This is a genomic window from Streptomyces sp. NPDC056361 (assembly GCF_042262805.1).
GTDB lineage: Bacteria > Actinomycetota > Actinomycetes > Streptomycetales > Streptomycetaceae > Streptomyces.
On the sequence record NZ_JBHJQI010000101.1, the window covers coordinates 1 to 22,443 of the forward strand.

A 22,443-nucleotide genomic window follows, 5' to 3' on the forward strand; every position below is an offset into this window, starting at 1 on the left:
GGGCGCCGGGGGCACGGCCGGGGAAAGGGGTTCAGGCGTTGTCGACCGCGCGGGCCGCCTCGGCCTCCGGGTTGTCCCACCAGCGGTCGTTGCCCACCAGGTCCTTCTCCAGGTCGCGCTTGGCGGCCCAGGTCATGTTCAGGATGGTGCGGGTCGAGTCCTCGCTCAGCGGCACGGTGCGGTGCAGGGTGGTGTCGGTGCGCAGCAGGTACAGGTCACCGGACTCCAGCCCGTGGGTGTTGATCTCGCGCTCGCAGAGCGTCTGGTTGATGCGCGGGTCGGTCTTGTCCCAGTGGGTGTGCGGCACCGCCTGGAGCATCCCGCCGTGCTCGATGGGGGGCATCCGCAGCGCCCAGATCAGCGCGAAGCTGTAGTCGCCCCAGTGCCAGCCGTGGGTGTCGGACTTGTACTCCTGGTGGGTGATCAGGTAGCGCTCGTCATCGGAGACCTCCGGGAAGATCTCCTCCCGGGTGATGCCGGCCAGGAAGCCGAGCAGCACGTCGGAGCGGGACAGCGTGCTGATGATCTCGCTCTTCTCGATCTCCTCGCTCTTGACCACGCTCATCCGGCGGGGCGTGTTGCCGGTGGTGCTGAGCAGCAGGTTGCGGCGCTCCTTGTGCTGCTCGATCAGCAGGTCGGTCTCCTCGCGGATCGCGGTCTGCAGTTCGTCCGGCACGAGCCGGTTGGCGGCGTCGAACTTGACGAAGCCGAAGCGGTGGAAGCGGTCGGCGAGCTGGGCCACGGCCTCAGGGGTGTAGCGCTCGGCCAGGAACTTGGCCAGGACCTCGTCGATCTGCTGAACATTCATGCGAGTGCTCTCCTTCAGGTGGTGGTGGGTTCGGGCAGGTCCCGGTCGGACCGAGGACCCCGGATGTTCCAGGTGAGGACCGCGGACAGGACCGCGATCACGGGGATGACGTAGAGCGCCGTCAGGCCGCCGGCCTCGGCCGCGGCCCAGGCGCCGAGGGCCGCGCCGGCCTGGGTGAGGCTGCCCATCCAGGCCTGGGTCTCGGCGGCGTTCCCCTCGGGGGCGAGGTCGCCGCCCGCGGTGAACAGCGCGCCGAAGGTCGAGCCGTAGGCCAGGCCGGTGACCGGACAGGCCAGCGTCATGGCCAGGGGGGAAAGCTGCGAGGCGGCCGCGAGCAGGACGACGCCCGCGGCGAAGACTCCGATCAGGACCGAGAGCTTGGGTCCCCGGGCCAGCAGGCCGGGGACGGCTCCCAGGGCGAGGCTGCCGACGATGCTGCCGACCGAGAGCGCGCCGATCTGGATGCCGATGTACCCGGTGGTGCCCTGCTCGACGTTGAGCAGGGATATCACCACGTCGATGGCGGTGATCATCCCGCTGAACGCGGCGTGGGTGACGAGCAGCCGGCGCAGCGCGGCCGAACGCAGCGGGCCCGCCCAGTGCCCGCCGCCGCGGCGGCGGGTGGGCAGCGGGGCGTTCGGGAGGCTGAGCACCAGCAGCACCGCGACCACCGTCAACGCCCCGTAGAACGAGAACGCCACCTCGCCCGACAGGCTCAGGCAGAGCCAGGCGGCCAGGGCCGGGCTGGTGATGTGCACGACGTCGCTGGTCGCGGCGTCCAGAGCCATCGCGGTGACCAACTGCCGTTCGTCGACCAGCACCCGCCACAGCGTGCGCATGATGATGCCCACCGGTGGTGACGTGACGCCGCTGACCGCCGCCAGGACCAGCACCAGCGGGGCCGGCCCGCGGGCCGAGGCCACCACGGTCAGTGTGCCGAGCGCGACCAGGTAGAGCACCAGGCAGCCGACCAGGATCGGACGGAACGGGTACCGGTCCATCAGCCGGCCGCGGACGGGGGCGGACAGCCCCTGGCCGACCGCCATGCAGCTCATCGCCAGGCCGCCCGTCGCGTAGGAGTAGCGCGGCCCGAGGTACAGCAGCAGGCTCAGCGTGACCATGGCGAGCGGCAGCTTCGACACCAGGCTGGCGACGAGCATCCGGCCGACCCCGGGGACCGCCAGCAGTTCCCGGTAGCCGGCGGACAGCAGCCGCAGCCGCGCGCGCCGCCCCGGCTTGGCCGGCGGAGTCTCAGTCGGTGCCATCGAACGCGATCTCCAGCGAGACCAGCGTCCGGATCTCGGCCAGCGCCCGGACCACCGCGTCCTGGTCGGGGCCGGAGACCCAGGCCCCGACCGGGATGGTCTTGGTGTCCCGGGTGACCGGTACGTGGTCGCCCGGCTGGTAGGAGACCAGGACCTTGTCGACGCTCGGGTGGCCCTCCAGCTCCGCCAGCCCGTGTACGGCGACCAGGGTGCCGGGCGCCTCGTCGTTGCGGATGGCGATCGCGCCGAACATCGCCCGGACGTCCAGGTCCTGCTCCATGATCGCCGGACGCCGGCCGAGGTAGCAGGTGAGCGCGTCGTGGAAGGGCCGGATCGCGGTGTGGTCGGCCCACTGGTCGGTGGCCGGGCCGCCCGGAAGCCGGGCGCCGATCTCCATCAGGTACACCCCGTCGGGCGTGCACTTGACCTCGGTGTGGCTGGGGCCGCGGTGCACGCCGAACGCGGTGAGGACGTGGTGGACGTACGCCTCGACCCGGGCCCAGTCGGGGTCGTCGCGGGTGGCCTGGACGTTGTTCCACAGCGGGAAGTCGTAGTCCCGGTCGTTCGGCTGCCGGTACTCCCACATGTCCATCACCCGGTGGTCGCCGTCGCTGCTGAAGCAGTTGACGGCGAATTCGCGGCCGCGGACGTACTGCTCGACCAGCCACTCCTCGACCGGCCAGCCGAACAGGTCGTTCTCCTCGGTGATCCGCAGGTCCTTGGCCTCCTGGGCGTCGCGGACCAGGGTGACGCCGTGCGCGCCGGCGCCCATGGTGGGCTTGACGATGACCGGGAAGCCGATCTCCTCGGCCGCGGCCGGCACCTCGGCCAGGTCGTGCACCAGCCGGAACGCCGGGATCCGCACCCCGGCCTGCTCGGCGTGCGCCCGCATGGCCGCCTTGTTGCGCCGGGCCCAGGCCAGCTCGACGTCGTTGCCGGCCAGCCCGAGTTCGTGGGCCAGCACGTCGGTCAGGTGGACGGCGGACTCCATCGCCGGCACCACCGCCTTCACCTCGAAGTCGATGTCCGCGAGGGCGGCGAGCACGTCGGGAGCCTTGGAGGCGTACAGCGACGCGTCGTCGTCGCGGGTGTGGTCGGGCCACCGGGAGTTCAGCTCGGTGGGTTCCACCGTGTAGAGGGAGACCACGTGGAGCCCGAAGTCACGGGCTGCCTTCTTGTAGCCTTCGCCGGTCTTGACCGGGTCGATGAGGAGTACGGCGGGCTTTCGGCTGCTCAAGGGATCGTTCCTTCTCGGACGGAGTGGGTGCCGGGGTCGGTCGGCCGCCGTCAGGCGGTGGGCAGCAGTTCGGGGTGGTGGCGCTCGATGACCTGCGGGAAGGCCCGGATCATCCCCTTCATGACGTTCTCCCCGTAGCCGGCGAAGAGCGGGTTCGCGGGGTCGGGCACGACGCCTGCGGCCGACTCGACGTACGGGCCGGGGAGCGGCTGCATCGAGCCGTCCAGGCGCGGGTTGTAGAAGAACGGGGCGGAGTAGCGGTCCACCCCCGGGGCCGGCCGCACCACCCGGTGGGTGGTGGCGCGCAGGTAGCCGCGCGTGGCGACCTCCAGCAGCTCGCCCAGGTTCACCACGAACGCACCCGGCACCACCGGCACGTCGGCGAACACGCCGTCCTCGACCGCGACCTGAAGCCCGCCCTTGTCGTCCTGCAGGAGCAGGGTGAGGATGCCGTAGTCCTTGTGGACGCCCACGCCCTGGTCCTCGCCATCGGCCGCGCCGTGCTCCGGGCCGGGGTAGTGCAGCAGCTTGAAGTGGACGTGCGGGTCCGGTGCCACCACGTCGTCCAGGAAGTCCGCCGGAACCTCCAGCGACTCCAGGATCAGTCCGAGCAGCCGGTGCGCGACACCGGTCAGCTCGCCGGTCCAGCGGTGGACCGCGTCGGCGAGACCGGGCATGGCGGCCGGCCACTGGTTGGGGCCGGCCAGCCACCGGTAGGAGGGCTCGTCGGGGCCCGGCGCGGTGGAAGCGTGCTCCGGACCGATGTCCAACTGGCGCCGCTGGTCCGGGATGCCCTGGGTCAGCTCCCGGCCGATCTCCGAGTAGCCGCGGAAATGCGGGGAGTTGAGGATGCTCAGAGCGGCCCGCTCCGGCTCGGGCAGCGCGAAGAACCTGCGGGCCTGCTCGAGCAGATCGTCGCCGCCGGTGACGCCGTGACCCACCAGCTGGAAGAAGCCGATGTCGTGGACCGCGGAGCGCAGCCGGTCGAGGAACTCGGCACGAGCCCGCGGGCCGCGCTCGGCGTCGCGCAGGTCGATGACAGGGAACAGCTCGGACAAGGGAGGTCCTCCAACGGGATTCGGGACGGGAAGGAAGGGGGCCGGCGTGGGAGCGCCTCAGCCGGCCGCGTTCAGCGCGTGCCGGGTCGGGCCCGTCAGCACGCCGTCGTAGCGTCGTTCGACGTAGCCGAGTCTGTTGAGCAGCTCGAAGGCGGGCGACCCGGTGGCGGTCCGCACCGAGGAGGCCGCGATCGGCATCCGGCCGGTGTGCTGCCACTGCAGCCGCCCGGTTCCGTCGATCAGGCTCCGGGCCTGGTTGGCGTTGTCCGGATGCAGGCAGTACGGGATGTCCAGCAGGCCCAGCCGGACGGCTCGTACCAGTGCCTCGCCGACGTCGTGGTGGAGGGCGAGCGTCGCCTCGATCAGCGTGCGCGCCTCGAGGTGGACGGCCGCCTCCTCTTCGGCACTCGCCGACAGCCCGGCGGAGTCCGGCTGACCGGCCACCTCGCCGGCCAGCTCCAGCGCCTCGACGTTCTCCTCGACGGTGGGGATCCGCAGCGCCTCGACCGCGGTCTTGGTCACCAGTCGCTCGACTCCGGAGGCCCGGGCCAGCCGGACGCTGTCCGCCAGCAGCCGGAGCGCTCCCGCCTCGGTCCGCGGGAAGACCCCCATGTACGTGTAGAGGACGACGTGCCGGCGCACCGTGCCGAGGTACTCGGCGGCCAGCCGCCTCATGGCCCGTAACGCGGCGAGGTCCTGGGTCGGGTTGGTCTGCTGCGCGTAGCTGAGCGAGACGCTGCCGATCCCGTGCTGGACGAAGAACAGGCACTCCAGCACGCTGAGTGCCACGAGCAGCCCAGGGGGGCAGAGCTGGCCCAGCATGCAGCCGCCGAAGCTCTCCAGGTGGATCGGCCGCCCGGCCGGAGCGCGGTGGGCCAGCAGCTCGCAGCTGTCCGCCCAGGCCCGGGTGGCCTCGGCCAGGGGGGTCCGGCTGTAGGGAAGGCAGTACGACACCGGCCCGCCCTCGGTCGCGGACAGGCCCGAGGCCAGCATGGCCTCGAACAGTTGCTGCGGCAGGGCCGAGCCGTGCCGGAGTTGGACCGGGAAGTCCGGTCCGGCCAGGCCGGCCAGCAGCCGGCGGTTGACCTCGGGGCCGTGCTCGACCAGCGGGTAGCCGTTGAGGGGGGTCCCGGCGCGCAGCGCCTCTCGGGCCGAGCCGTGGTCTCCCACCCTGGTGTAGCTGTCGACGGTGACGGTTCCGACGGTGGTGGCCCGGGTCGCGCGCACGGCTTCCAGACCGGCCCGCATCCGCTCCGGAGCGGAGAACCCCATCCGGGGCTGGACCACCAGTTCACCTGCCCGGGAGCGCTCGTGGACGAAGTCGCAGAAGTCGTTCCCGCCGGGCCGCAGCAGGGTGCCGCTCATGCGTTCCCTCCCGGAGCCGGCTCGGCGAGGGCAGGCCGCGGCGCCGACGCCGAGCCGAGGTAGGCGAGGAACGCGGACACGTCGGGCCCGGAGCCGGCCTCGAACACCGCGTCGAATCCCGCGGCGATCAGCTCGGCCTGCGAGGCCGCGTCGGCGGTCCCCTGCAGACCGAGCTTCCCGCCGATCATCATCGGGACTCCGGCGAGCGTCGGCTCCGCGCGCAGCCTGCGCGCCAGCCGGATGCCGTCCAGCCCGCCGTGGCCGTTGACCGTGCTGATCACCACCGCGTCCGGGATCCTGGCCAGGCAGACCTCCAGCAGGAGGTCGTCGGGGACGCAGGCGCCCAGGTTCTCCACCTGGTAGCCGTGCTCCTCCAGCAGCAGCTGGAGGAAGACCAGGTTCCAGGTGTGCGAGTCGGAGGAGACGCTGGACAGCACGCAGCGCCTGCGGCGCGCGGGCGAGCTGATCACGGGGACTCCTTCGGGCTCGGCGGATCGGTACCGGGTGGCGGATGCGCCGGTCATGGCGCAGTGTCAGCGGGCGGTCTGCAGGTGGGTGAGGAGCTCGGACCTGAGCAGGCCCTCCTCGGCGAACGCTCCGTGCAGCGAGCTGGAGGTCATCCGGGCGCTGGTCTTGATGCCCCGCATGGTCATGCACAGGTGCTCACCGGTGCCGATGACCGCCACGTCCTCGGTGCCCGTGATCCGCGCCACGTCGGCGGCGATGTCGGCCACCAGGCGCTCCTGCACCTGCAGCCGGTGCGCCTGGTGGTGGGCGATCCGGGCGAACTTCGACAGGCCCAGCAGCCGGTCGGCGGCGCGGTAGGCGATGGTCAGCGAGCAGTTGAACGGGAGCAGATGATGTTCACAGAGCGACCAGACCTCGATGCCGGAGACCATCACCAGCTGGCCGCTGGAGGCGGTCTCGAAGACCGTGTCGATCGTGCCGGGGTCGTACTCGGTGAACTCCCGCCACCAGCGGGCGTAGCGGGCGGGGGTGTCCCTGAGACCGTCCCGCGAGGGGTCCTCGCCGATCTCCTTCAGGAGCAGGCGCGCCAGGTCCTCCAGAGGGTCCTCGCCGCGCCCGTCCGTCAGGGAGCCGAGGCCCTCGGCCACGTCCAGGTCGGTACTCATCTCAAACCCCTCTCTTGTGTCCCCAGACCAACGTGTGCAGCCTGGTCGTGATGTTCCAGCCACGGTCGACGACCTCGTCGGCCAGCTGTCTGATGTGCCGGTCGATGTCCGCGCTGTTCTGGCCCTCGGGCATCACCCAGACCGAGGTGATACCGGCCGCCGCCACCACCCCGGAGACCTCGTCGAGGTCGGCGCTGTCCCGGCAGACGAACTTGAAGGTGCTGGACGGCATGGCGGCCAGGCGCTCCAGCGCGGCGGGCACGATGCGCTTCGCGGCGGGGTCGCCGGCGTGCGAGAGTTTCGGCGAGACGTTGAAGCGGACGCCGGCCGCGATCAGCCGCGGGTCAGGGACCCTGGTCCCGTTGGTCTCGATCTCGACCTCGACGCCGTGTCCGGTCAGTGCCTCCACGAGCGGGACCAGGCGGTTCTGCTGGTTGAGCGGTTCACCGCCGGAGATCACCACCAGCCCGACCTCGAAGGCGAGCAGGCGCTCCAGCACGGTGGAGACGGGCAGTCGGTGCAGCTCCGTCTTCGGATCGAACGCGATGCCGGTGTCGCTGGATCCTTCCCAGTCCCACGTGTAAGGGGTGTCGCACCAGTTGCACGAGAGATTGCAGCCGCCCAGCCTCAGGAAGGCGCAGCGGCGGCCGAGTGATCGTCCTTCTCCTTGGAAGGACTCAAGTGGGGCCGAAGATCTCGTTGACGACGAGTTCCGGTTCCACGGGGCACCACCTCCTCAATCAGACGGGTCGGGGCACTCCCCGGCCGTCCTTCGGCTCAGGGGCGGTATTCGGCCCAGGTCTTGGGGGTCTCGGAGACGCGTACGGCGGTCAGCTCCGGGAGCTCGGGGAGCCACTCCTCGTAGATCCACATCGCGAGGTTCTCCGCGGTCGGGTTCTCCTTGACCACGTCGTTGAGGTGCTGGTGGTCCAGCCACTCGTCGATCCAGCTCTTGAAGCCGGACAGCTCGCCGTAGTCGCGGACGAAGCCGGGGCCGGTCAGTTCGTCCCGGCCGGCGCTGAGCTCGATCTCGACGAGGTAGTTGTGGCCGTGCAGGCGGCCGCACTGGTGGTTCTCGGGCAGCCCGGCGAGCTGATGGCTGGCGGAGAAGGCGAACTGCTTGGAGATGCGCAGCGTCATGACGTGTACTCCTGATATGCGGTGGGGTCTTGAACGCCGGCCGCGGTGAACGCCTCCTGGCGCTCCCAGCACGCGGCGCAGCGGGCGCAGTGGTCGTCCTCCCCGCGCAGGCAGGTCCAGGTCTCGGTCCACGGGACACCGAGCTGCTCGCCCAGCGTGACGACGTCCTTCTTGCCCAGGCCGGACAGCGGCGCGAGCAGAGCGAGGTCGGGGTGGGCGTACCCGGCGGTGGCGATCCGCTCCATGGCGATGAAGGACTCCAGGAACTCCGGAGTGCTGTCGGGGACGGAGACGGTGTCGTCCGCCATGATCCCGATGGCGACGGCCTGGGCCTTCTCGGCCACCGCCACCGCGAACGCCACCGACAGCAGCAGCGCGTTGCGGTTGGGGACGATGTTCGGGCTCTCGCCGTACCCGGACCAGGTCTGCTCCGGAACCTCGACCGTCGGGTCGGTGAGCGAGGAGCCGCGCAACAGGGCGCCCATCGCGCTCAGGTCCGCTACCTGGTGGACGGCTCCGAGGCGCTCGGCCGCGGCGGCCGCGAAGAGGTGCTCCTTGCGGTGGCGCTGCCCGTAGTCGACGGAGAGCAGGTGCAGGTCGTGCCCCTGCTCCTTGAACTGGTGCGCCATCGTGACGGAGTCCATGCCTCCCGAGACGATGGCGACGATCTTCGGCACAGTGTTCCCCCTGTGGTGTCGGTGCTGACTCGTTCGGTGACCGCGGCGGTGGTCGGGCCGTGGCGGTGCCGGGCTTCGGCTCAGGCGAGCGGGGTGCCGCGGACGACGACCGCCGCCTCGGCACGGTCCAGGGCCGCTTCGCACTCCTGCTCGGTGGCGGCGACGGCCACCACCAGGGCGTACCGGCAGCGGACGTGGTCGGTCGGCGGCAGCCTGAGCTGCCGGCCCGGCCCGGCCAGGACCTGTACGTCGTGGATCTCGGCGGGCAGCCGGTCCCGGTCGACCTCCACGGACTCCACCGTCAGGTCGTGCTCGGGGTACAGGAAGCGGACGGCCGCCACCTGCCGGCGGGAGGCCGTGGTCCCGGGGACCACGCCCGCCGCCAGGTCGGCGGCGACCAGCCCGACCTCGACACCGGTGGCGAGCCCGCCCAGGTAGGGGATCCGGTCGCCGCCGACCCGGGCGTTGATCTCGACCACCCGGGGGCCCGACGCGGTGAGCCGCAGTTCGGTGTGGGTGACCGTGTCGGTGAGGCCGACGGCGGTGTGGGCGTCCTGGAGGACCCGCAGCAGTACCGGGTCGGTGAGCAGCGGGTCGTCCGCTCGGACCAGGTGGCCGACCTCCTCGAACCCCGGCGCGAAGCCGATGCGCTTCCGGGCCACGAAGAGCACCGTGACCAGGCCGTCCCGGCAGACCGCGTCCACGCTGATCTCCGGCCCGTCGAGGTACTCCTCGACCAACACCGGGCGGTCGTAGGTGGGGACCTCGTCGAACCAGATGGCGGTGGCCTCGCGGTACGCCTCGGCCAGGTCCTGCGGCGCGGCCACCAGGGACACGCCGTTGCTGGCGGACAGCGCCCGCGGCTTGACCACCACGGGGTAGCCGAGCCGCTCGGCGGCCTGCCGGGCCTCCTCGAAGTCGCCGACCGCGACCGACTCGGCCTGCGGCACGCCGGCGGACTTCAGCGCCTGCCGGCCGGCGAATTTGTCCCGGCAGGCGTGCACCGCCTCGACCGGGCTGGTCCGCAGCCCGAGCGCGGTGGCCACCGCGGCAGCCGACTCGACGCGGGTCTCCTCGTACGTCAGCGCCCCGGCGTAGTCCTCCGGGCTCTCCTTGGCGATCCCGACCATCGCCTCGGGGTCCAGGGTGTTCACCGCCGAGTGCGCCGTGATGTAGGGCGACTCCCAGGTGGGGGCCGCCGGGGACAGCAGGTGCAGCCGGTAGCGGGTCGCCATGGCGCGCAGCATGTACTCGCGCCAGATCTGGCCACCGCTGCCGATGAGCAGCAGGAGGGGCTTGGGCCCGTCGGCCGGATGGAGGTTGGTCATGTGGGTCACCGTTCGGTGTGCGGGAGTACGGGTGAGGGCACTGGGCAGCGAGCCCGGTGGGTGTCAGGCCGTTGCGGTGGACGGCGCGACCTCGACCTCGAACAGGCCGACCGCCTGCTGGGCCAGGTGCAGCGCCGTGTCCGCGTCGGGGCCGATCGCGAGTGCGTCGCCCTGGCGGTCCCAGGAGCTGGTCAGCGGCGGGACGAGGTCACCGACGGCTGCGGTGAGGAAGGCGGACTCCACCCCTTCGGCGGCGCGCGCCTCGTCCAGGCCGCCGACGGCGGTCACCTCGCCCTCCGGAAGGGTGAGGAACCAGATCGCGGCCGCGGCCGCCAGGGGCCGCGGGATCAGGTCCAGGGGCTTGCCCGCCAGCCAGGTGAAGGTCAGCCCCTGGATGTCGAAGCCGCCGGCGAGCCGGACGAGTTCGACGATCGCGTCGCCGCCGGGCCGGGTGTGCGTCTCGATGACGCGGGGGCCGCGATCGGTCAGGACGATCTCGGTGTGGGCCGGGCCCTCCTGCACGCCGAGCGCGGTCAGCAGCCGCCGCACCTCGGCGGCGATCAGGTCCCGCTGCTCGGCGGTGATCCGGGCCGGCACCAGGTGGCCGATCTCCACGAAGTTCGCCGTCTTGAACTTCTCGGTCACGGCCAGCAGGTGGTGCTCGCCGGCCGCGCTGAAGGTCTCCACGCTGAATTCCCGGCCGATGAGGAACTCCTCCGCCAGCCACGGCGCCGAGGTCTCCTGCCCAGGGGTGGAGAAGTCCAGTTCCCCGGCCAGTTCCCGCAGCCGTGCCTCGTCGTGCACGGCGTGAATCTGCCGGCTCCCGGTGCCATGGGTGGGCTTGAGGATCAGCGGGAGGCCCAGGGTGCCGGCCAGCCCGAGGAGGTCCTGCGCGCTGCGCACCTCGGCGGAGGCGACCTGTCCGACCTCGCCGCCGCGCAGCATCTCGCGCATGAACGCCTTGTCGTTGACCGCCGTGACGGTCTCCAACGGGTTCGCGGTGAGCCCCAGTTCGTGATTGATCCGGGCCACCGCCTGCAGGTAGGTGTCGTTCATGGTGACCGCGATGTCGAACGGCTGGACGCCGTGCAGAGCCACTGCCGCCTGCACCACCCGGTCCGGTGAGACGTCGGGCAGCAGGAGCACGGTCTCGGCCAGCTCCCGGTGGCGCTCGGACAGAGCCTCCTTGGGGCCCAAGTAGCCGATCGTCATGCCCGCACTGTGCGCTGCTTCCATCGCCTCTGTGCGCTTGCCCCCGACGAACAACACGTTGGAGACAGTCGACGCCCTGATCACCTTGTTCCCCCTGGCTTTTCACTGGTCGTGGAGTCGACTCCGCCTGAGTGCCGGGCTGGCCCGGCCTTGGTCACGGCGGGTGACTCGACGATCAAGCTACCCACCCCTGAATGAGTCAGTCAATACTCAGTCACTAATCAGTCAGGTTTCTGACTCGTCTTGTCATCGTCATGCAGTGGAACCGCCGGCGGCTACGCGGTGGGCTTGGCCCCGGCGCGAACGCAAGCACCCCGGGTTGACCGGTCACGATCAAGAGACGGAGTGAGGAGAGCACGTGTGACGTGGTAATTTTTGTCGAGATTTAAGATCTGTTGCCCTTACGCGGTAGCAGTGTGATGCGGTGCTGGCGACGAGTCAGCGCCCGAGCCCCGGGGCTACGGCCACTCGATGTCAGCGGAGCCGCCCTTTCGCGCGCAGTGCTGGAGTCCCCCGGGGGATGTGCCGGGGTTCGGGGCGAGCGACTCTCGGCCGGCGGTGGTCTGTGACATGGCTTCGTCCTGTTCGGGAAGAGTGAAGATGAAGGTGATTCAGCCGGACTTCGGCCGACGACTGAAGCGGATTCGGTTGGAACGCGGGCTGAGCCAGGCCGCGTTGGCGCACGGCCCGCTGTCGTCCAGCTATGTCTCACGGCTGGAGTGCGGGCTGCGGCTGCCGTCCCCCGACATGGTCCGCCACCTGGCCGAACGCCTGGGCGTCAGCGAGGACGACCTGCTGAACGCCGAACCGGAGGAGGGGGAGCGGAAGTCGGTCCTCGCCGAGGCGGCAACCGCTTTGAGCGACCAGGACTTCAGCACCGTGGTGGCGCTGCTGGATCCCCAGGCGCCCGAGTGGCCCGGTCAGGGGGAGGACGAGTGGCTCTGGCAGGCCCTGTGGTGCCGGGCGCAGGCTCAGGCGGGTCTCGGCGACAAGGCGGGGCGCGTGCTCACCCTCCACGCCCTGCGGGATCTCACCCGTGAGTCCGCTGTCCGCTTTCCGCACGTCCGGCTCCTGCTCGAACTCGCGGCCGCCGAACGGGCCGCGGCGCATCTGGACGAGGCGCGCACGGTCGCCGGCGAAGCGGTGGGTCTGCTCTCGGAAGCGCCCGTGAAGCAGCCGGTTCTGCTCGCCAGGGCCATGGTTCTGCTGGCCTCGGTCGAGACCGAGTGCGGACTGCTCGCGCTGGCCGGCACCAGGATTCCCCGGCTGCTGGAACTGACGGAACAGCTCCCGGACCAGCTGCGGACCGAGGTGCTCTGGACCTGCTCCACCGTGCGCGTGCGCCAGGGGCTGTCGGACGAGGGCATGGCCCTGCTGACCTCGGCGCTCGAACAGGCCGACCCCAAGGTCGACATCCTGATCTGGGCCCGGCTGCGGCTCGCCGCCGTCTCGCTCCATCTGCGCTGCTTCGGCCTCATGACGGAGGAGTCGCGGAAGTGGCTGGCGCAGGCGACCGACGCGCTCGCGTATGTGGGAAGCGCATCCCACCAGGCCGAACTGCAATCAGTCACGGCGCGGGTCCACCTGCTGGACGGGCGGCCGGCTGAAGCGGTCACGATGGCACTGGCTGCGGAAGAGAGCGGCAGGCTGTCATTTCAGGACGCCCTTCGGACGAAGCTGCTGCGCGCGAGGGCGACGGCCGAGTCCACGGATTCCGACGCGGGGCTGGCCGTCATGCGGGAGGTCGCCGCCGAAGCCGAACGGGTCGGATACCTGGATCTCGCTGCCGAGACCTGGAAGGAGATCGCCACGTTCCTGGGCGGTACACAGGAAGGCCCGGCCTCCGCCGGTCCGTGACGGTGCCCCCGAGAGCTCCTGCTGAAGGAGCACGGCGCTAAGAAGTGTGAAAACGGCGTCACTTTTCCCCCGGACGAACGCTTTAACAAACTTTTGGATCGTTTTTCCTGTTGCAAAGCCGGTGCGTACCCGCCCCCACGGCTAAGGGTCGCTTCTGCCTCTCGTGGTCAGCGACAGGCAAACCGGCGATCGATCTCGTAAATGCTCTGCCTAGGGCGGACTTGAGTCAACCCGAAAGGTAATTGAACGGGGGGTCAGGTTGCCGGAATCTCCGAAATGGGTGGACATAAGCGTCCGGCAAACCGGTGTATGCCACGCCTTTCTCGCCGGTGTGACCCGCATCACATTTTTCTGATTTGAGGTTTACTTGAGGTACTCCCCGCTTGGCGGCCGCCCCCTCCGGGCCGTATCGCCGGGCTGGGCGGATCCACGGAACGGCGAAGCTGCCCGTAGAGGGGATTCCCGCGGGGAGATCCGGACCCGATGACGACCTCGACCGGCGGCCGCCAGGCCCCCTCGCCGGCTACGGCGGCCCGACGAGGTCGGCCGGCCGGAGGCCCCGGATATCAGCGTGGGGAAACCAGGAGATGGTGAAACCCGCGATCAGGGCGGCGACTACTCCGGCTGCCTGAATCAGCCACGCCATGTTCCGCCTCGGCCTCTCGGACCGTGAAGCACGAACGCAAACCAGAGCACCGTGGAACCGATCAGCGCGGCCTGATCGGCAAGACACCCCCTAGCGGGCCGGCGGCACCGGCGCGCTCGGTTCCATGGCCGGTCGCGGAATGCTCTCCGGGGGTTCCCGGCGGCTGTCCGACCAGGCGGCCCACAGACCGGCGTACCGCCCGCCGGCCGCCACCAGCTCCGCGTGGGTGCCGGTCTCGACGACCCGGCCCCGGTCCAGGACGACGACGCGGTCGGCGGTCGCTGCCTGGGGGAGGCGGTGGGCGACCACCAGTGCCGTACGGCCCTCAAGGGCGCGTGCGGCCGCCTGTTCGAGGACCCGGGCGCCGGCGCTGCCCGCGTCGGCGGTCGCTTCGTCGAGGATGGCGACGGGCGGGTCGGCGAGGACGAGGCGGGCCAGCGCGAGGTGCTGCGCCTGGGTCACGGTCAGTCGGTGTCCGCCCTCGCCGACGACGGTGGCGAGGCCGTCGGGCAGCGCCTCCGCCCACTCCAGGGCGCCCACCCGGTCGAGGGCTGCGCGCAGCGCCTCCTCGTCGGCGTCCGGCCTGGCGAGGCGCAGGTCCTCGGCGAGGGGTCCGGCGAACACGTGGACCTCCTGGCTGATGAGGCCGACCGTGCGGCGGACCCCGGCCGGGCCCAGCTTGCCGATGTCGACGCCGCCGAGCGTGATCGAACCGGCCGTCGGCTCGTGCACCCCGGCGATCACCTTGGCCAGCGTGGTCTTGCCCGCCCCGCTGGCGCCGACCAGCGCCACCCGCTCCCCGGCGCCCACCAGCAGGTCGACCTCGTGCAGGACCGGCTCCCCGGTGCCGTACGCGTGGCTGACCCCGGTCACCCCGACCGAGCCGTCGGCGGGGGCGTCGGACCCGTGCGGCGCGCGCTCGGCGGGCAGGGCGGACACGCCGACCAGCCGGGCGAAGCTCGCGCCCGCGGACTGCGCGTCGTCGAGGAGGTACAGGGTCGCGTTGACCGGGTTGAAGAGGCTGTGGAAGTAGAGCGCGGCCGCCGTGGCCGTACCGATGCTGACCGAGCCGTGGTCGACCAGGACGAATCCGGTGGCGAGCATCGCGGCGAGACCGATGAACTCCGCCAGGTTCAGGCGCGAGAAGAACCCGGTGACGATGTGGATGCCCCGCAGGCCGAGGTCGCGCGCGGCCTCCGACCGGCGCTCCAGGAGGCCGGTGTGGGGGGTGCCGAGCCGGAACGCGCGGACGGTACGCACCCCGCCGACGCTGTCGAGCAGCTGGTGCTGCAACGCGCCGGTGGCGACGCGGTGCGCCCCGTACACGGGAGCGGAGCGGCGCAGGTACCAGCGGACGGAGGCCGCCTGGACCGGCGCCGCGAGCAGCGCCGCGAGGAGGAACCGCCAGTCGAGGACGGCGAGTCCGGCGAAGGTGAGCACGATGGTGAGCGCGGAGCGGCTGAACTCGGGCAGCGCCTGGCGCACCGACCTCGCGATCACGGTCACGTCACTCGTCACCCGTGAGACGAGGTCGCCGGAGCCGGCCGCCTCGACGCGCTCCAGCGGGAGCCGCAGCGCCCGCTCGACGAACTGCTCGCGCAGGGCGGCGAGTACGGTCTCGCCGAGCCGGGCGACGAGGGTGCCGCCGAGGGCGGCGGCCGCGCCCCTGACCACCGCGACGGCGATGAGCAGCACGAGCGGCGTCGTGAGGGCCGCCGCTCCCCGCCGCTCCACCACCAGGTCGACGATGTGCCCGAGGAGCGGCGCGGTGAGCAGGCCGATGCCCGTCCCGGCGACCAGGACGGCGAACGCGCCGGCGGCGAGGAGCCGGTGACCGTGCAGCATCGTCCGCAGGGCCGCCCGTGACTCGGCGCCCGTGGCGGTCGGCAGGAGCGCACGGTCCTGAGTGCTGTCGCTCATGGTCACTTCCGTCTCGGTGTCCGTCTGCGTGCCCGTATCCGTGCCCGTGCCCGTGCCCGTGTCCGTGTCCGTGTCCGTCTTCGTCTCCGTCTCGGTCCTCGGCTTTGACTCCGTCCCCGTCCCAGTCCCCGTCCCCGTCTCCGTGGCCGTCGTCCGTCGGCCCTCGTCCGTGTCCGCGGGCTTCATGCGAGCACCGTGGCCCGGTAGGCCGCGTCGGCGGCGAGGAGTTCGCCGTGGGGGCCGTCGGTCCGTACGGTCCCGTCGTCGAGGACCACGACCCGGTCGGTCACGGCCAGGAGGGCGGGGCTGGTGGTGACGAGGATGGTGGTGCGGTCCCGGCGCAAGGCGCGCAGCCGGCTCGCGATCCGTGATTCGGTGACGGTGTCGACGGCGGTGGTCGGATCGTGCAGGACGAGGACGGGACGGTCGGCGGCGAGGGCCCGGGCGAGGGCCACGCGCTGCCGCTGGCCGCCGGAGAGGGACCGGCCGCGTTCGGCGAGGACGGTGGCCGCGCCGTCGGGGAGCAGCCGGGCCACGTCGTCGGCGGCCGAGGCCGTCAGGGCGCGGTCGACGGCGGTCGTGTCGACGGCGGTCGTGTCGGCGGCGGTCGTGTCGGCGTCGGCTCCGGCCCGGACGTTCTCCAGGAGCGTGCTCTCGAACAGGTCCGCGTCGTGGTGGGCGACCAGGACCGCCCGGCGCAGCGCGTCGGGGTCGAGTCCGGTCAGTGCCATGCCGTCGAGTTCGACCGTGCCCGCGGCGGGGTCCCGTTCCCGGGCCAGGCAGAGCAGCAGGTCGGCGGCGACGGCGGGATCGGCGGTGACGACCCCGGTCAGGCTGCCGGCGGGCAGGTCGAGGTCCACGCCCCGCAGCGCGCCGAACGTCACCCCGCGCAGGGCCAGGTGACCCGGGGGCGGGTCGGCGGGCGCGGCCCGCCCGCCCTCGACGGCGACGGGTGAGGCGAGGACCTCGGCGATCCGCCGGGCCGATGCCCGCCCCTGGGCGAGTTCGGCGTTGACGTAGGTGAGGAGTTGGAAGGGGCCGAGGAGAAACTGGGCCAGGCCCACGGCCGCCACCAGGTCGCCGACGCTGATCCGGCCGTCCATGGCGAGGTAGGCGCCGACGAGGCCGATCACGGCGATGAACACGCCGGTGAGCGCGAGGATCGCGCCCTCGTGGCCGGCCCGGCTGCGGGCCGCGCGCAGGGCGGCCGCCAGCGACTCCCGGCTCGTGGTGCGGTAGCGGGCGACGGCCGCGGACTCCGCGCCCATGCCCTTGAGGACGCGCAGGCCGGCGACGAGGTCGGCGGCGACGCCCGAGGCGTGGGCGGCGCGCTCCTGTTCGGTCTCGCTGCGCCGTTCGAGGGGCCGGCTGATGAGGTGGCCGAGCCAGAGCAGCGGCGGAATGCCGAGCAGCACGAGGAGGCCGAGGGGTACGGAGATCCGCAGCAGCGCGACGGCGCTGATCACGAGGGCGGCGACGGCCGACACGCCGTACGAGAGGACGGTCGCGACCGAGCCCACCCGCCGGGCGTCGTCGGTGGCGATGCTGGTGAGGGCGCCGGGCAGCCGGTTCGCGTCGGCGCCGCCCCGCGGGTCGAGCACGCGGGCGGCCAGTTCCATGCGGAGCCGGTGGGCGGCGAGTTCGCCGGTGCCTTCGGTGATCCGGGCGCTCGTCCGGTAGCAGGTGGAGAGGGCGAGGAAGAGGATCGCGAGGACGAGCAGCCAGCGCAGGAGCGTGGCGGAGGAGCCGGTCGCCACCGCCGAGTCGATGACGATGCCGACGACCACCGGGACCAGTGCCTCGCAGCCCTGGTGGGTCATGCCGAGCAGGGAGGCGGCGATGACGCGGCCGCGTTGCCCTCTGATCGCCCGTCGGAGGACGACTCCTCCTGTGGGTGCGCCCGTTGGCATCTTCATCCTCCACGGAGAGGTAGCGGCAAGTTAGGTAAGCCTACTCTCACTTGGGGGTCTGGAGGTGGGGTCGAGGAGTGGTTCGAGAGGGCTTCCGCGTGCCCTCGGTGGGACCCGTGCGGCTGCGTTGACCGGTCGATCGAGTTCGGTTAGCCTCACCTAAGTATCGACCCGTCAGTTCGTGTGGGGCGGATCGCACTACGCACCGCAACTGCCTGCAGGGGAGCTGTCGTTGTCCGTCCAATCCCGTGCACCCCGGGTGGTGTCAGGACCGCACGACGACGGCCGGCCCGGGCGGCCCGCGCCTCCCCGCGGGGGCCGCACCGGGCCGGCGCTCCGGAGCCTCGGCCTCGTCACGGCCGCCGGGGCGCTGCTCCTCGTCGGCCTCCTCAGCGTGTGGGTCGGCACCAGGGGCATCCCCTTCACCGCCACCTGGAACGTCCTGTGGAACCCCGACGGGTCGGAGACGTCGGTGATCATCCACGACTACCGCATCCCCCGGACGATCCTCGGAGCCCTGGTCGGCACCGCGCTCGGCCTCTCCGGCGCCCTGATGCAGGCCCTGACGCGCAATCCGCTCGCCGACCCCGGCATGCTCGGCGTCAACCTGGGCGCCTCGGCCGGAGTCGTGGTGGCCATCGCGTTCTTCGGGATCGCGGCACCCCTCGGCTACGTCTGGTTCGCCCTCGCCGGCGCGGCCGCCGCCTCGCTCGGCGTGTACCTGCTCGGCTCCTCGGGCCGGAAGCTCGCCTCGCCCGAACGGCTCGTCGTCGCGGGCGCCGCCGTCACGGCGGTGCTCTACGCCTTCAACTGGGCGGTCCTGCTGCTGAACCCGCGGGCCTTCGACCAGTTCCGCTTCTGGACGGTGGGCTCCCTCGCGGGCCGTTCCCACGACATCGTGCTCATGGCCCTGCCGTTCATCGGCACCGGCCTGCTCCTCGCCCTCGTCCTCGCCCCTTCGCTCAACGCCCTGGCCATGGGCGACCAGATGGGGCGCGCCCTCGGCGTGAACGTCGGGAGGACCCGCGCCCTGGGCGCCGCCGCCGTGATGCTGCTGTGCGGCGCCGCCACCGCGGCCGCCGGGCCCATCGGGTTCGTGGGCCTCGCCGTGCCGCACGTCGCCCGCTTCGTCGTCGGCCCCGACCAGCGCTGGGTGTTCGCCTACTCCATGCTCCTCGCGCCCGTCCTCCTCCTCGGCGCCGACGTGCTCGGCCGGGTGCTCGGCGCGCCCGGCGAGGTGCAGGTCGGCATCGTCACCGCCTTCCTCGGAGCCCCCCTGTTCATCGCCCTGTGCCGCCGCCGGAAGCTGGTCATGCTGTGACCGCCGTACGGGGGCCGGAGCGCCCCGCGACCGAAGCGCCGCCCGGACCCCGCCCCGCCCGGCCCCGCGTCGTCACCGGCCGCCCCGTCCGCACCCGTTCGGGAAGCCTCTCCCTCCTCGTGCGCGGCCGTCCCGTCGCCGTCACCGCCGCGCTCCTCTCCGCACTCGTCGCGGTCATGGGCGTCACCCTGACCACCGGCGACTTCGACCTGTCCGCGGCCGAGGTCGCCCGGGCGCTCACCGGCGACGGCACCGGCATCGCCGACTTCGTCGTCAACACCCTGCGCATGCCACGGCTCGTGACCGCGCTGTGCGTCGGCGCCGCCCTCGCCGTGAGCGGCGCCATCCTGCAGAGCGTCACGGGCAACCCGCTCGGCAGCCCCGACATCATCGGCTTCACCAACGGTTCGGCCGTCGGCGCGCTCGTCGTCATCGTCGTCCTGCACGGCAGCATGACCCAGATCGCCGTCGGTGCCCTGATCGGCGGACTCGCCACCGCCCTCGCCGTCCACCTCCTCATGCTCGGCAGGGGCGTCCAGGGATTCCGCCTGGTCGTCGTCGGCATCGGCGTCAGTGCCCTGCTCCTCGCCGTCAACTCGTACCTGATCACCCGGGCCACCTTCCAGGAGGCCCTGGAGGCGCAGGCCTGGCTGATCGGCAGCCTCGGCAACCGCCTGTGGACGCACGCCCAGGCCATCGGCCTCGCCGTCGCCGTCCTGCTGCCCCTCGCGCTCTTCCTCTCCCGCCGCCTCGCCATGGTCGAGATGGGCGACGCCACCGCCACGGCCCTCGGCGTCGACGTCCCGCGCACCCGGACGATCCTGCTCGTCATCAGCGTCGCGTTGGCCGCGTTCGCCACCGCCGTCACGGGACCCATCTGGTTCGTCGCCCTCGCCGCGCCCCAGGTGGCCCGCAGGCTCACCCGCTCCTCCGGGCCCGCCCTGCTGCCGTCCGCCCTGATGGGCGCGCTCATGCTCGCCGGCAGCGACCTCGCCGTACAGCGCCTCTTCGCCCCCGCGCTGCTCCCGGTGGGCACCGCGACCGGCTGCGTCGGCGGGCTCTACCTCGTCTGTCTCCTCGTCGCCGAGTCGCGAAAGAGCCGCGCATGACCGCACCCACCTCCCCGGCGCCCCGCCTGCGCGCCGAGAACCTGACCCTCTCCTACGACCGGCGGACGGTGGCGAGCGGCCTCGGCGTCGACATCCCCGACCACTCGTTCACGGTGATCGTCGGCCCGAACGCCTGCGGCAAGTCCACCCTGCTCACCGCCCTCGCCCGGATGCTCAAGCCCCGCACCGGACAGGTCTACCTCGACGGCGCCGCCATCGCCTCCTACCGCTCCCGCGAGGTCGCCCGCCGGCTCGGACTGCTCCCGCAGTCCTCGACCGCGCCCGGCGGCATCACCGTCGGCGACCTCGTGGCGCGCGGCCGGTACCCGCACCAGGGCCTCCTGCGGCAGTGGTCCGCCGACGACGAGACGGCCGTCGTCGAGGCGATGCGCCGGACCGGCGTCCTCGAACTCGCCGACCGCCCCGTCGACGACCTGTCGGGCGGCCAGCGCCAGCGCGTCTGGCTGTCGATGGTCCTGGCCCAGCAGACCCCGATCCTGCTCCTCGACGAACCGACCACCTTCCTCGACATCGCGCACCAGGTCGAGGTCCTCGACCTGTGCGCCCGGCTGCACGCCCGGGAGGGTCACACCGTCGTCGCGGTCCTGCACGACCTCAACCAGGCCTGCCGCTACGCCACCCACCTGATCGTGATGCGCCCCGGCGGCGTCATCGCCGCCGAGGGCGACCCGTCGGCGGTGCTGACCGCCGACCTGGTCGAGGACGTGTTCGGGCTGCCCTGCCGGATCATCGACGACCCGGAGACGGGAACACCCCTGATGGTGCCGGCGGCACCCCGGCGGTACGCACCCGACCCCGCCGACCCCGCGACGGCCCCGACCACCTGACGACGACGAACCGGACGGACCGACCATGCTCTGCACGCGGCTGACGAACGCCCACGTCCTCACCATGGACCCCGACCACCCCGTCGCCCACGACCTCGGCATCTGGCGGGGCCGGATCGTCGGCCTCGACGCGGCCGTCACCTCGCTGCCCGCCCGCGAGGTCGTCGACCTCCAGGGCGCCACCGTGCTGCCCGGGTTCATCGACAGCCACGTGCACCTGGCGTGGGCCGGACTCAAGGCCGGCACGCCCACCATCGCCCCGTGCACCCGCGTCGAGGACGTGCTCGCCGCCGTCGGCGAAGCCACCGCGACCGGTGCCGCGCCCGGCGGCTGGGTGGACATCGCCGGATACGACCAGCGGGCCCTCGGGCGCCACCTCACCGCCGCCGAGCTCGACCGGGTCAGCCACGGCCGCAAGGTCTTCGTCATGCACGACTCGGGCCACGCCTGCGTCGTCAACAGCGCCGTGCTCGACCTGCTGCCGCCCGGCGTCCCGCACCAGGACGGCTTCCTGGCCGAGAGCGCGATGACCGCCGTACGCCGTCTCCGCCTGCCCTACTCCCAGGAGGAGCTGGCCGACGCGATCGAGCGTGCCGGGCGCGCCTGCCTCGCCGAGGGCATCACCGCCTGCGCCGAGGCGGGCATCGGCGGCGGCCTCCTCGGACACAGCCCCGTGGAGCTCGGCGCCTACCAACTCCTGAGGGACCGGGGCCGGTTGCCCCTGCGAGTCCAGCTCATGGCCGCCGGCGACACCCTGCGACCCGTCGGGGCCCACGTGGACGACCGCATCCCGCGCGCCCTCGACCTCGGCCTGCGCACCGGATTCGGTGACGACTGGCTGTCCCTGGGCGCCCTCAAGATCTATACGGACGGCGGCATGATGGCCCGCACCGCCGCGCTCACCACCCCGTACGAGGGCACCACCCACACCGGGCAGCTCCAGGACGACCCCGAGGCGCTGACGGAACTCGTCGTGGACGGCCACCTCGCCGGCTGGCAGCTCGCCGTCCACGCCATCGGCGACCGCGCCGCCGACCTCGCGCTCGACGCCCTGGAGCGCGCCCAGGCGCTCAAGGCCCGTCCCGGCGCACGGCACCGCATCGAGCACGCCGGCCTGATCCGTCCCGACCAGCTCCCGCGCTTCGCCCGGCTGGGGGTCAGCGCCGTGGTCCAGCCCAACTTCCTCCGCTACTTCGGCGACGACTACGCGGACGTCATGGGTGGGACGCGGGCGCCGTGGATGTACCGGGGGCGGGGCTTCCTCGACCACGGCGTCACCCTCGTCGGCAGCTCCGACCGACCGGTGACCGACGGCTCGCCGCTGCGGGCGATCCAGTTCATGGTCGAGCGCACCTCCCTCTCCGGCCGGCGGATCGGGCCCGACGAGGCCGTCACCGTCGACGAGGCCCTCCGCGCCTACACCGTTGCCGGCGCGTATGCCTGCCACTGGGACGACAGCGCGGGCAGCCTCACCCCCGGCAAGCGCGCCGACCTCGTGGTGCTCGGGGACGATCCGCACCGGGTCGACCCCTCGCGCATCGGCGACATCGAGGTGGTGGCGACCTTCGTGGACGGCCACCGCGCGGAGACCGGTAAGAGGTGACCGGGA

General features: G+C 72.2%; 19 protein-coding genes. 5 read left to right on the plus strand and 14 right to left on the minus strand.

All coding sequences use genetic code 11. The features are described 5' to 3' along the window. Positions 1–31 precede the first annotated feature (31 nt). The 12 genes from ACFCY7_RS27635 to ACFCY7_RS27690 all read right to left on the minus strand — a co-directional run bounded on the left by ACFCY7_RS27635 (position 32) and on the right by ACFCY7_RS27690 (position 11,223). Entirely contained in the window at positions 32–808 is a 777-nt protein-coding gene (locus ACFCY7_RS27635; RefSeq protein ID WP_376488767.1) for an ArpA protein, read from the minus strand. Between the two features lie 14 nt (positions 809–822). Then, complete coding sequence (locus tag ACFCY7_RS27640; RefSeq protein ID WP_376488768.1) at positions 823–2,073, minus strand: MFS transporter; 1,251 nt, start codon at positions 2,071–2,073, stop codon at positions 823–825. Continuing rightward, entirely contained in the window at positions 2,060–3,310 is a 1,251-nt protein-coding gene (locus tag ACFCY7_RS27645) for an ATP-grasp domain-containing protein (protein WP_376488769.1), read from the minus strand. Before ACFCY7_RS27645 ends, ACFCY7_RS27640 begins: the two co-directional genes overlap by 14 nt. 50 nt (positions 3,311–3,360) lie before the next feature. After that, on the minus strand, positions 3,361–4,368 hold the full coding sequence (locus ACFCY7_RS27650; RefSeq protein WP_376488770.1) for an isopenicillin N synthase family dioxygenase: 1,008 nt from the start codon (positions 4,366–4,368) through the stop codon (positions 3,361–3,363). Between the two features lie 57 nt (positions 4,369–4,425). Next, positions 4,426–5,733, minus strand: coding sequence for a methylaspartate mutase (locus tag ACFCY7_RS27655; protein WP_376488771.1), 1,308 nt, complete (start codon positions 5,731–5,733; stop codon positions 4,426–4,428). Further along, a complete protein-coding gene (locus ACFCY7_RS27660) occupies positions 5,730–6,203 on the minus strand; it encodes a cobalamin B12-binding domain-containing protein (RefSeq protein WP_376488772.1) in 474 nt (157 codons plus the stop codon). The genes ACFCY7_RS27655 and ACFCY7_RS27660 overlap by 4 nt, the downstream gene beginning before the upstream one ends. Before the next feature lie 63 nt (positions 6,204–6,266). Next, positions 6,267–6,866 (minus strand): GTP cyclohydrolase I, encoded by a 600-nt coding sequence (gene folE, locus ACFCY7_RS27665; protein ID WP_376488773.1) that lies wholly within the window; start codon positions 6,864–6,866, stop codon positions 6,267–6,269. A 1-nt stretch (position 6,867) separates the two neighbouring features. After that, positions 6,868–7,497 carry a 7-carboxy-7-deazaguanine synthase QueE gene (locus tag ACFCY7_RS27670; RefSeq protein ID WP_376488791.1) on the minus strand — a complete coding sequence of 210 codons (630 nt, stop codon included), beginning with the start codon at positions 7,495–7,497 and terminating at the stop codon, positions 6,868–6,870. A gap of 146 nt (positions 7,498–7,643) precedes the next feature. After that, the gene (locus ACFCY7_RS27675) at positions 7,644–8,006 is read right to left on the minus strand and encodes a 6-pyruvoyl tetrahydropterin synthase family protein (protein ID WP_376488774.1); all 363 of its coding nucleotides are present in this window, start codon (positions 8,004–8,006) and stop codon (positions 7,644–7,646) included. Then, positions 8,003–8,683 carry a 7-cyano-7-deazaguanine synthase gene (locus ACFCY7_RS27680; protein ID WP_376488775.1) on the minus strand — a complete coding sequence of 227 codons (681 nt, stop codon included), beginning with the start codon at positions 8,681–8,683 and terminating at the stop codon, positions 8,003–8,005. The genes ACFCY7_RS27675 and ACFCY7_RS27680 overlap by 4 nt, the downstream gene beginning before the upstream one ends. A gap of 80 nt (positions 8,684–8,763) precedes the next feature. After that, positions 8,764–10,011, minus strand: a complete 1,248-nt coding sequence (locus ACFCY7_RS27685) for an ATP-grasp domain-containing protein (protein WP_376488776.1) — start codon at positions 10,009–10,011, stop codon at positions 8,764–8,766. Between the two features lie 63 nt (positions 10,012–10,074). After that, positions 10,075–11,223 carry an ATP-grasp domain-containing protein gene (locus ACFCY7_RS27690; RefSeq protein ID WP_376488777.1) on the minus strand — a complete coding sequence of 383 codons (1,149 nt, stop codon included), beginning with the start codon at positions 11,221–11,223 and terminating at the stop codon, positions 10,075–10,077. Positions 11,224–11,781: 558 nt separating this feature from the next. Here ACFCY7_RS27690 and ACFCY7_RS27695 point away from each other — a divergent pair. Further along, positions 11,782–13,080: a helix-turn-helix domain-containing protein gene (locus ACFCY7_RS27695; protein ID WP_376488778.1), complete on the plus strand. Its 1,299-nt coding sequence runs from the start codon at positions 11,782–11,784 to the stop codon at positions 13,078–13,080. A gap of 736 nt (positions 13,081–13,816) precedes the next feature. Here the strand turns inward: ACFCY7_RS27695 and ACFCY7_RS27700 are convergent. Both ACFCY7_RS27700 and ACFCY7_RS27705 read right to left on the minus strand, forming a co-directional pair. After that, positions 13,817–15,646, minus strand: coding sequence for an ABC transporter ATP-binding protein (locus ACFCY7_RS27700; RefSeq protein ID WP_376488779.1), 1,830 nt, complete (start codon positions 15,644–15,646; stop codon positions 13,817–13,819). Positions 15,647–15,828: 182 nt separating this feature from the next. Then, positions 15,829–17,556 (minus strand): ABC transporter ATP-binding protein, encoded by a 1,728-nt coding sequence (locus ACFCY7_RS27705; protein WP_376488780.1) that lies wholly within the window; start codon positions 17,554–17,556, stop codon positions 15,829–15,831. Between the two features lie 262 nt (positions 17,557–17,818). On the opposite strand from ACFCY7_RS27705, the gene ACFCY7_RS27710 reads away from it, so the two are divergent. The 4 genes from ACFCY7_RS27710 to ACFCY7_RS27725 are packed head-to-tail and all read left to right on the plus strand — an operon-like array spanning position 17,819 to position 22,437. Then, complete coding sequence (locus ACFCY7_RS27710; RefSeq protein ID WP_376488781.1) at positions 17,819–18,877, plus strand: FecCD family ABC transporter permease; 1,059 nt, start codon at positions 17,819–17,821, stop codon at positions 18,875–18,877. Beyond that, on the plus strand, positions 18,874–19,986 hold the full coding sequence (locus ACFCY7_RS27715) for a FecCD family ABC transporter permease (RefSeq protein WP_376488782.1): 1,113 nt from the start codon (positions 18,874–18,876) through the stop codon (positions 19,984–19,986). Before ACFCY7_RS27710 ends, ACFCY7_RS27715 begins: the two co-directional genes overlap by 4 nt. Beyond that, the gene (locus tag ACFCY7_RS27720) at positions 19,983–20,834 is read left to right on the plus strand and encodes an ABC transporter ATP-binding protein (RefSeq protein ID WP_376488783.1); all 852 of its coding nucleotides are present in this window, start codon (positions 19,983–19,985) and stop codon (positions 20,832–20,834) included. The genes ACFCY7_RS27715 and ACFCY7_RS27720 overlap by 4 nt, the downstream gene beginning before the upstream one ends. A 25-nt stretch (positions 20,835–20,859) precedes the next feature. Then, on the plus strand, positions 20,860–22,437 hold the full coding sequence (locus tag ACFCY7_RS27725; RefSeq protein ID WP_376488784.1) for an amidohydrolase: 1,578 nt from the start codon (positions 20,860–20,862) through the stop codon (positions 22,435–22,437). Positions 22,438–22,443: the final 6 nt, after the last annotated feature.

What these genes read in the sequence shown, in the direction of transcription:
- ACFCY7_RS27725 (WP_376488784.1), top strand. Translation starts at nt 20,860, where the DNA reads ATGCTCTGCACGCGGCTGACGAACGCCCACGTCCTCACCATGGACCCC.
- ACFCY7_RS27685 (WP_376488776.1), bottom strand. Translation starts at nt 10,011, where the DNA reads ATGACCAACCTCCATCCGGCCGACGGGCCCAAGCCCCTCCTGCTGCTC.
- ACFCY7_RS27720 (WP_376488783.1), top strand. Translation starts at nt 19,983, where the DNA reads ATGACCGCACCCACCTCCCCGGCGCCCCGCCTGCGCGCCGAGAACCTG.
- ACFCY7_RS27640 (WP_376488768.1), bottom strand. Translation starts at nt 2,073, where the DNA reads ATGGCACCGACTGAGACTCCGCCGGCCAAGCCGGGGCGGCGCGCGCGG.
- ACFCY7_RS27705 (WP_376488780.1), bottom strand. Translation starts at nt 17,556, where the DNA reads ATGCCAACGGGCGCACCCACAGGAGGAGTCGTCCTCCGACGGGCGATC.
- ACFCY7_RS27635 (WP_376488767.1), bottom strand. Translation starts at nt 808, where the DNA reads ATGAATGTTCAGCAGATCGACGAGGTCCTGGCCAAGTTCCTGGCCGAG.
- ACFCY7_RS27700 (WP_376488779.1), bottom strand. Translation starts at nt 15,646, where the DNA reads ATGAGCGACAGCACTCAGGACCGTGCGCTCCTGCCGACCGCCACGGGC.
- folE (WP_376488773.1), bottom strand. Translation starts at nt 6,866, where the DNA reads ATGAGTACCGACCTGGACGTGGCCGAGGGCCTCGGCTCCCTGACGGAC.
- ACFCY7_RS27655 (WP_376488771.1), bottom strand. Translation starts at nt 5,733, where the DNA reads ATGAGCGGCACCCTGCTGCGGCCCGGCGGGAACGACTTCTGCGACTTC.
- ACFCY7_RS27690 (WP_376488777.1), bottom strand. Translation starts at nt 11,223, where the DNA reads ATGACGATCGGCTACTTGGGCCCCAAGGAGGCTCTGTCCGAGCGCCAC.
- ACFCY7_RS27675 (WP_376488774.1), bottom strand. Translation starts at nt 8,006, where the DNA reads ATGACGCTGCGCATCTCCAAGCAGTTCGCCTTCTCCGCCAGCCATCAG.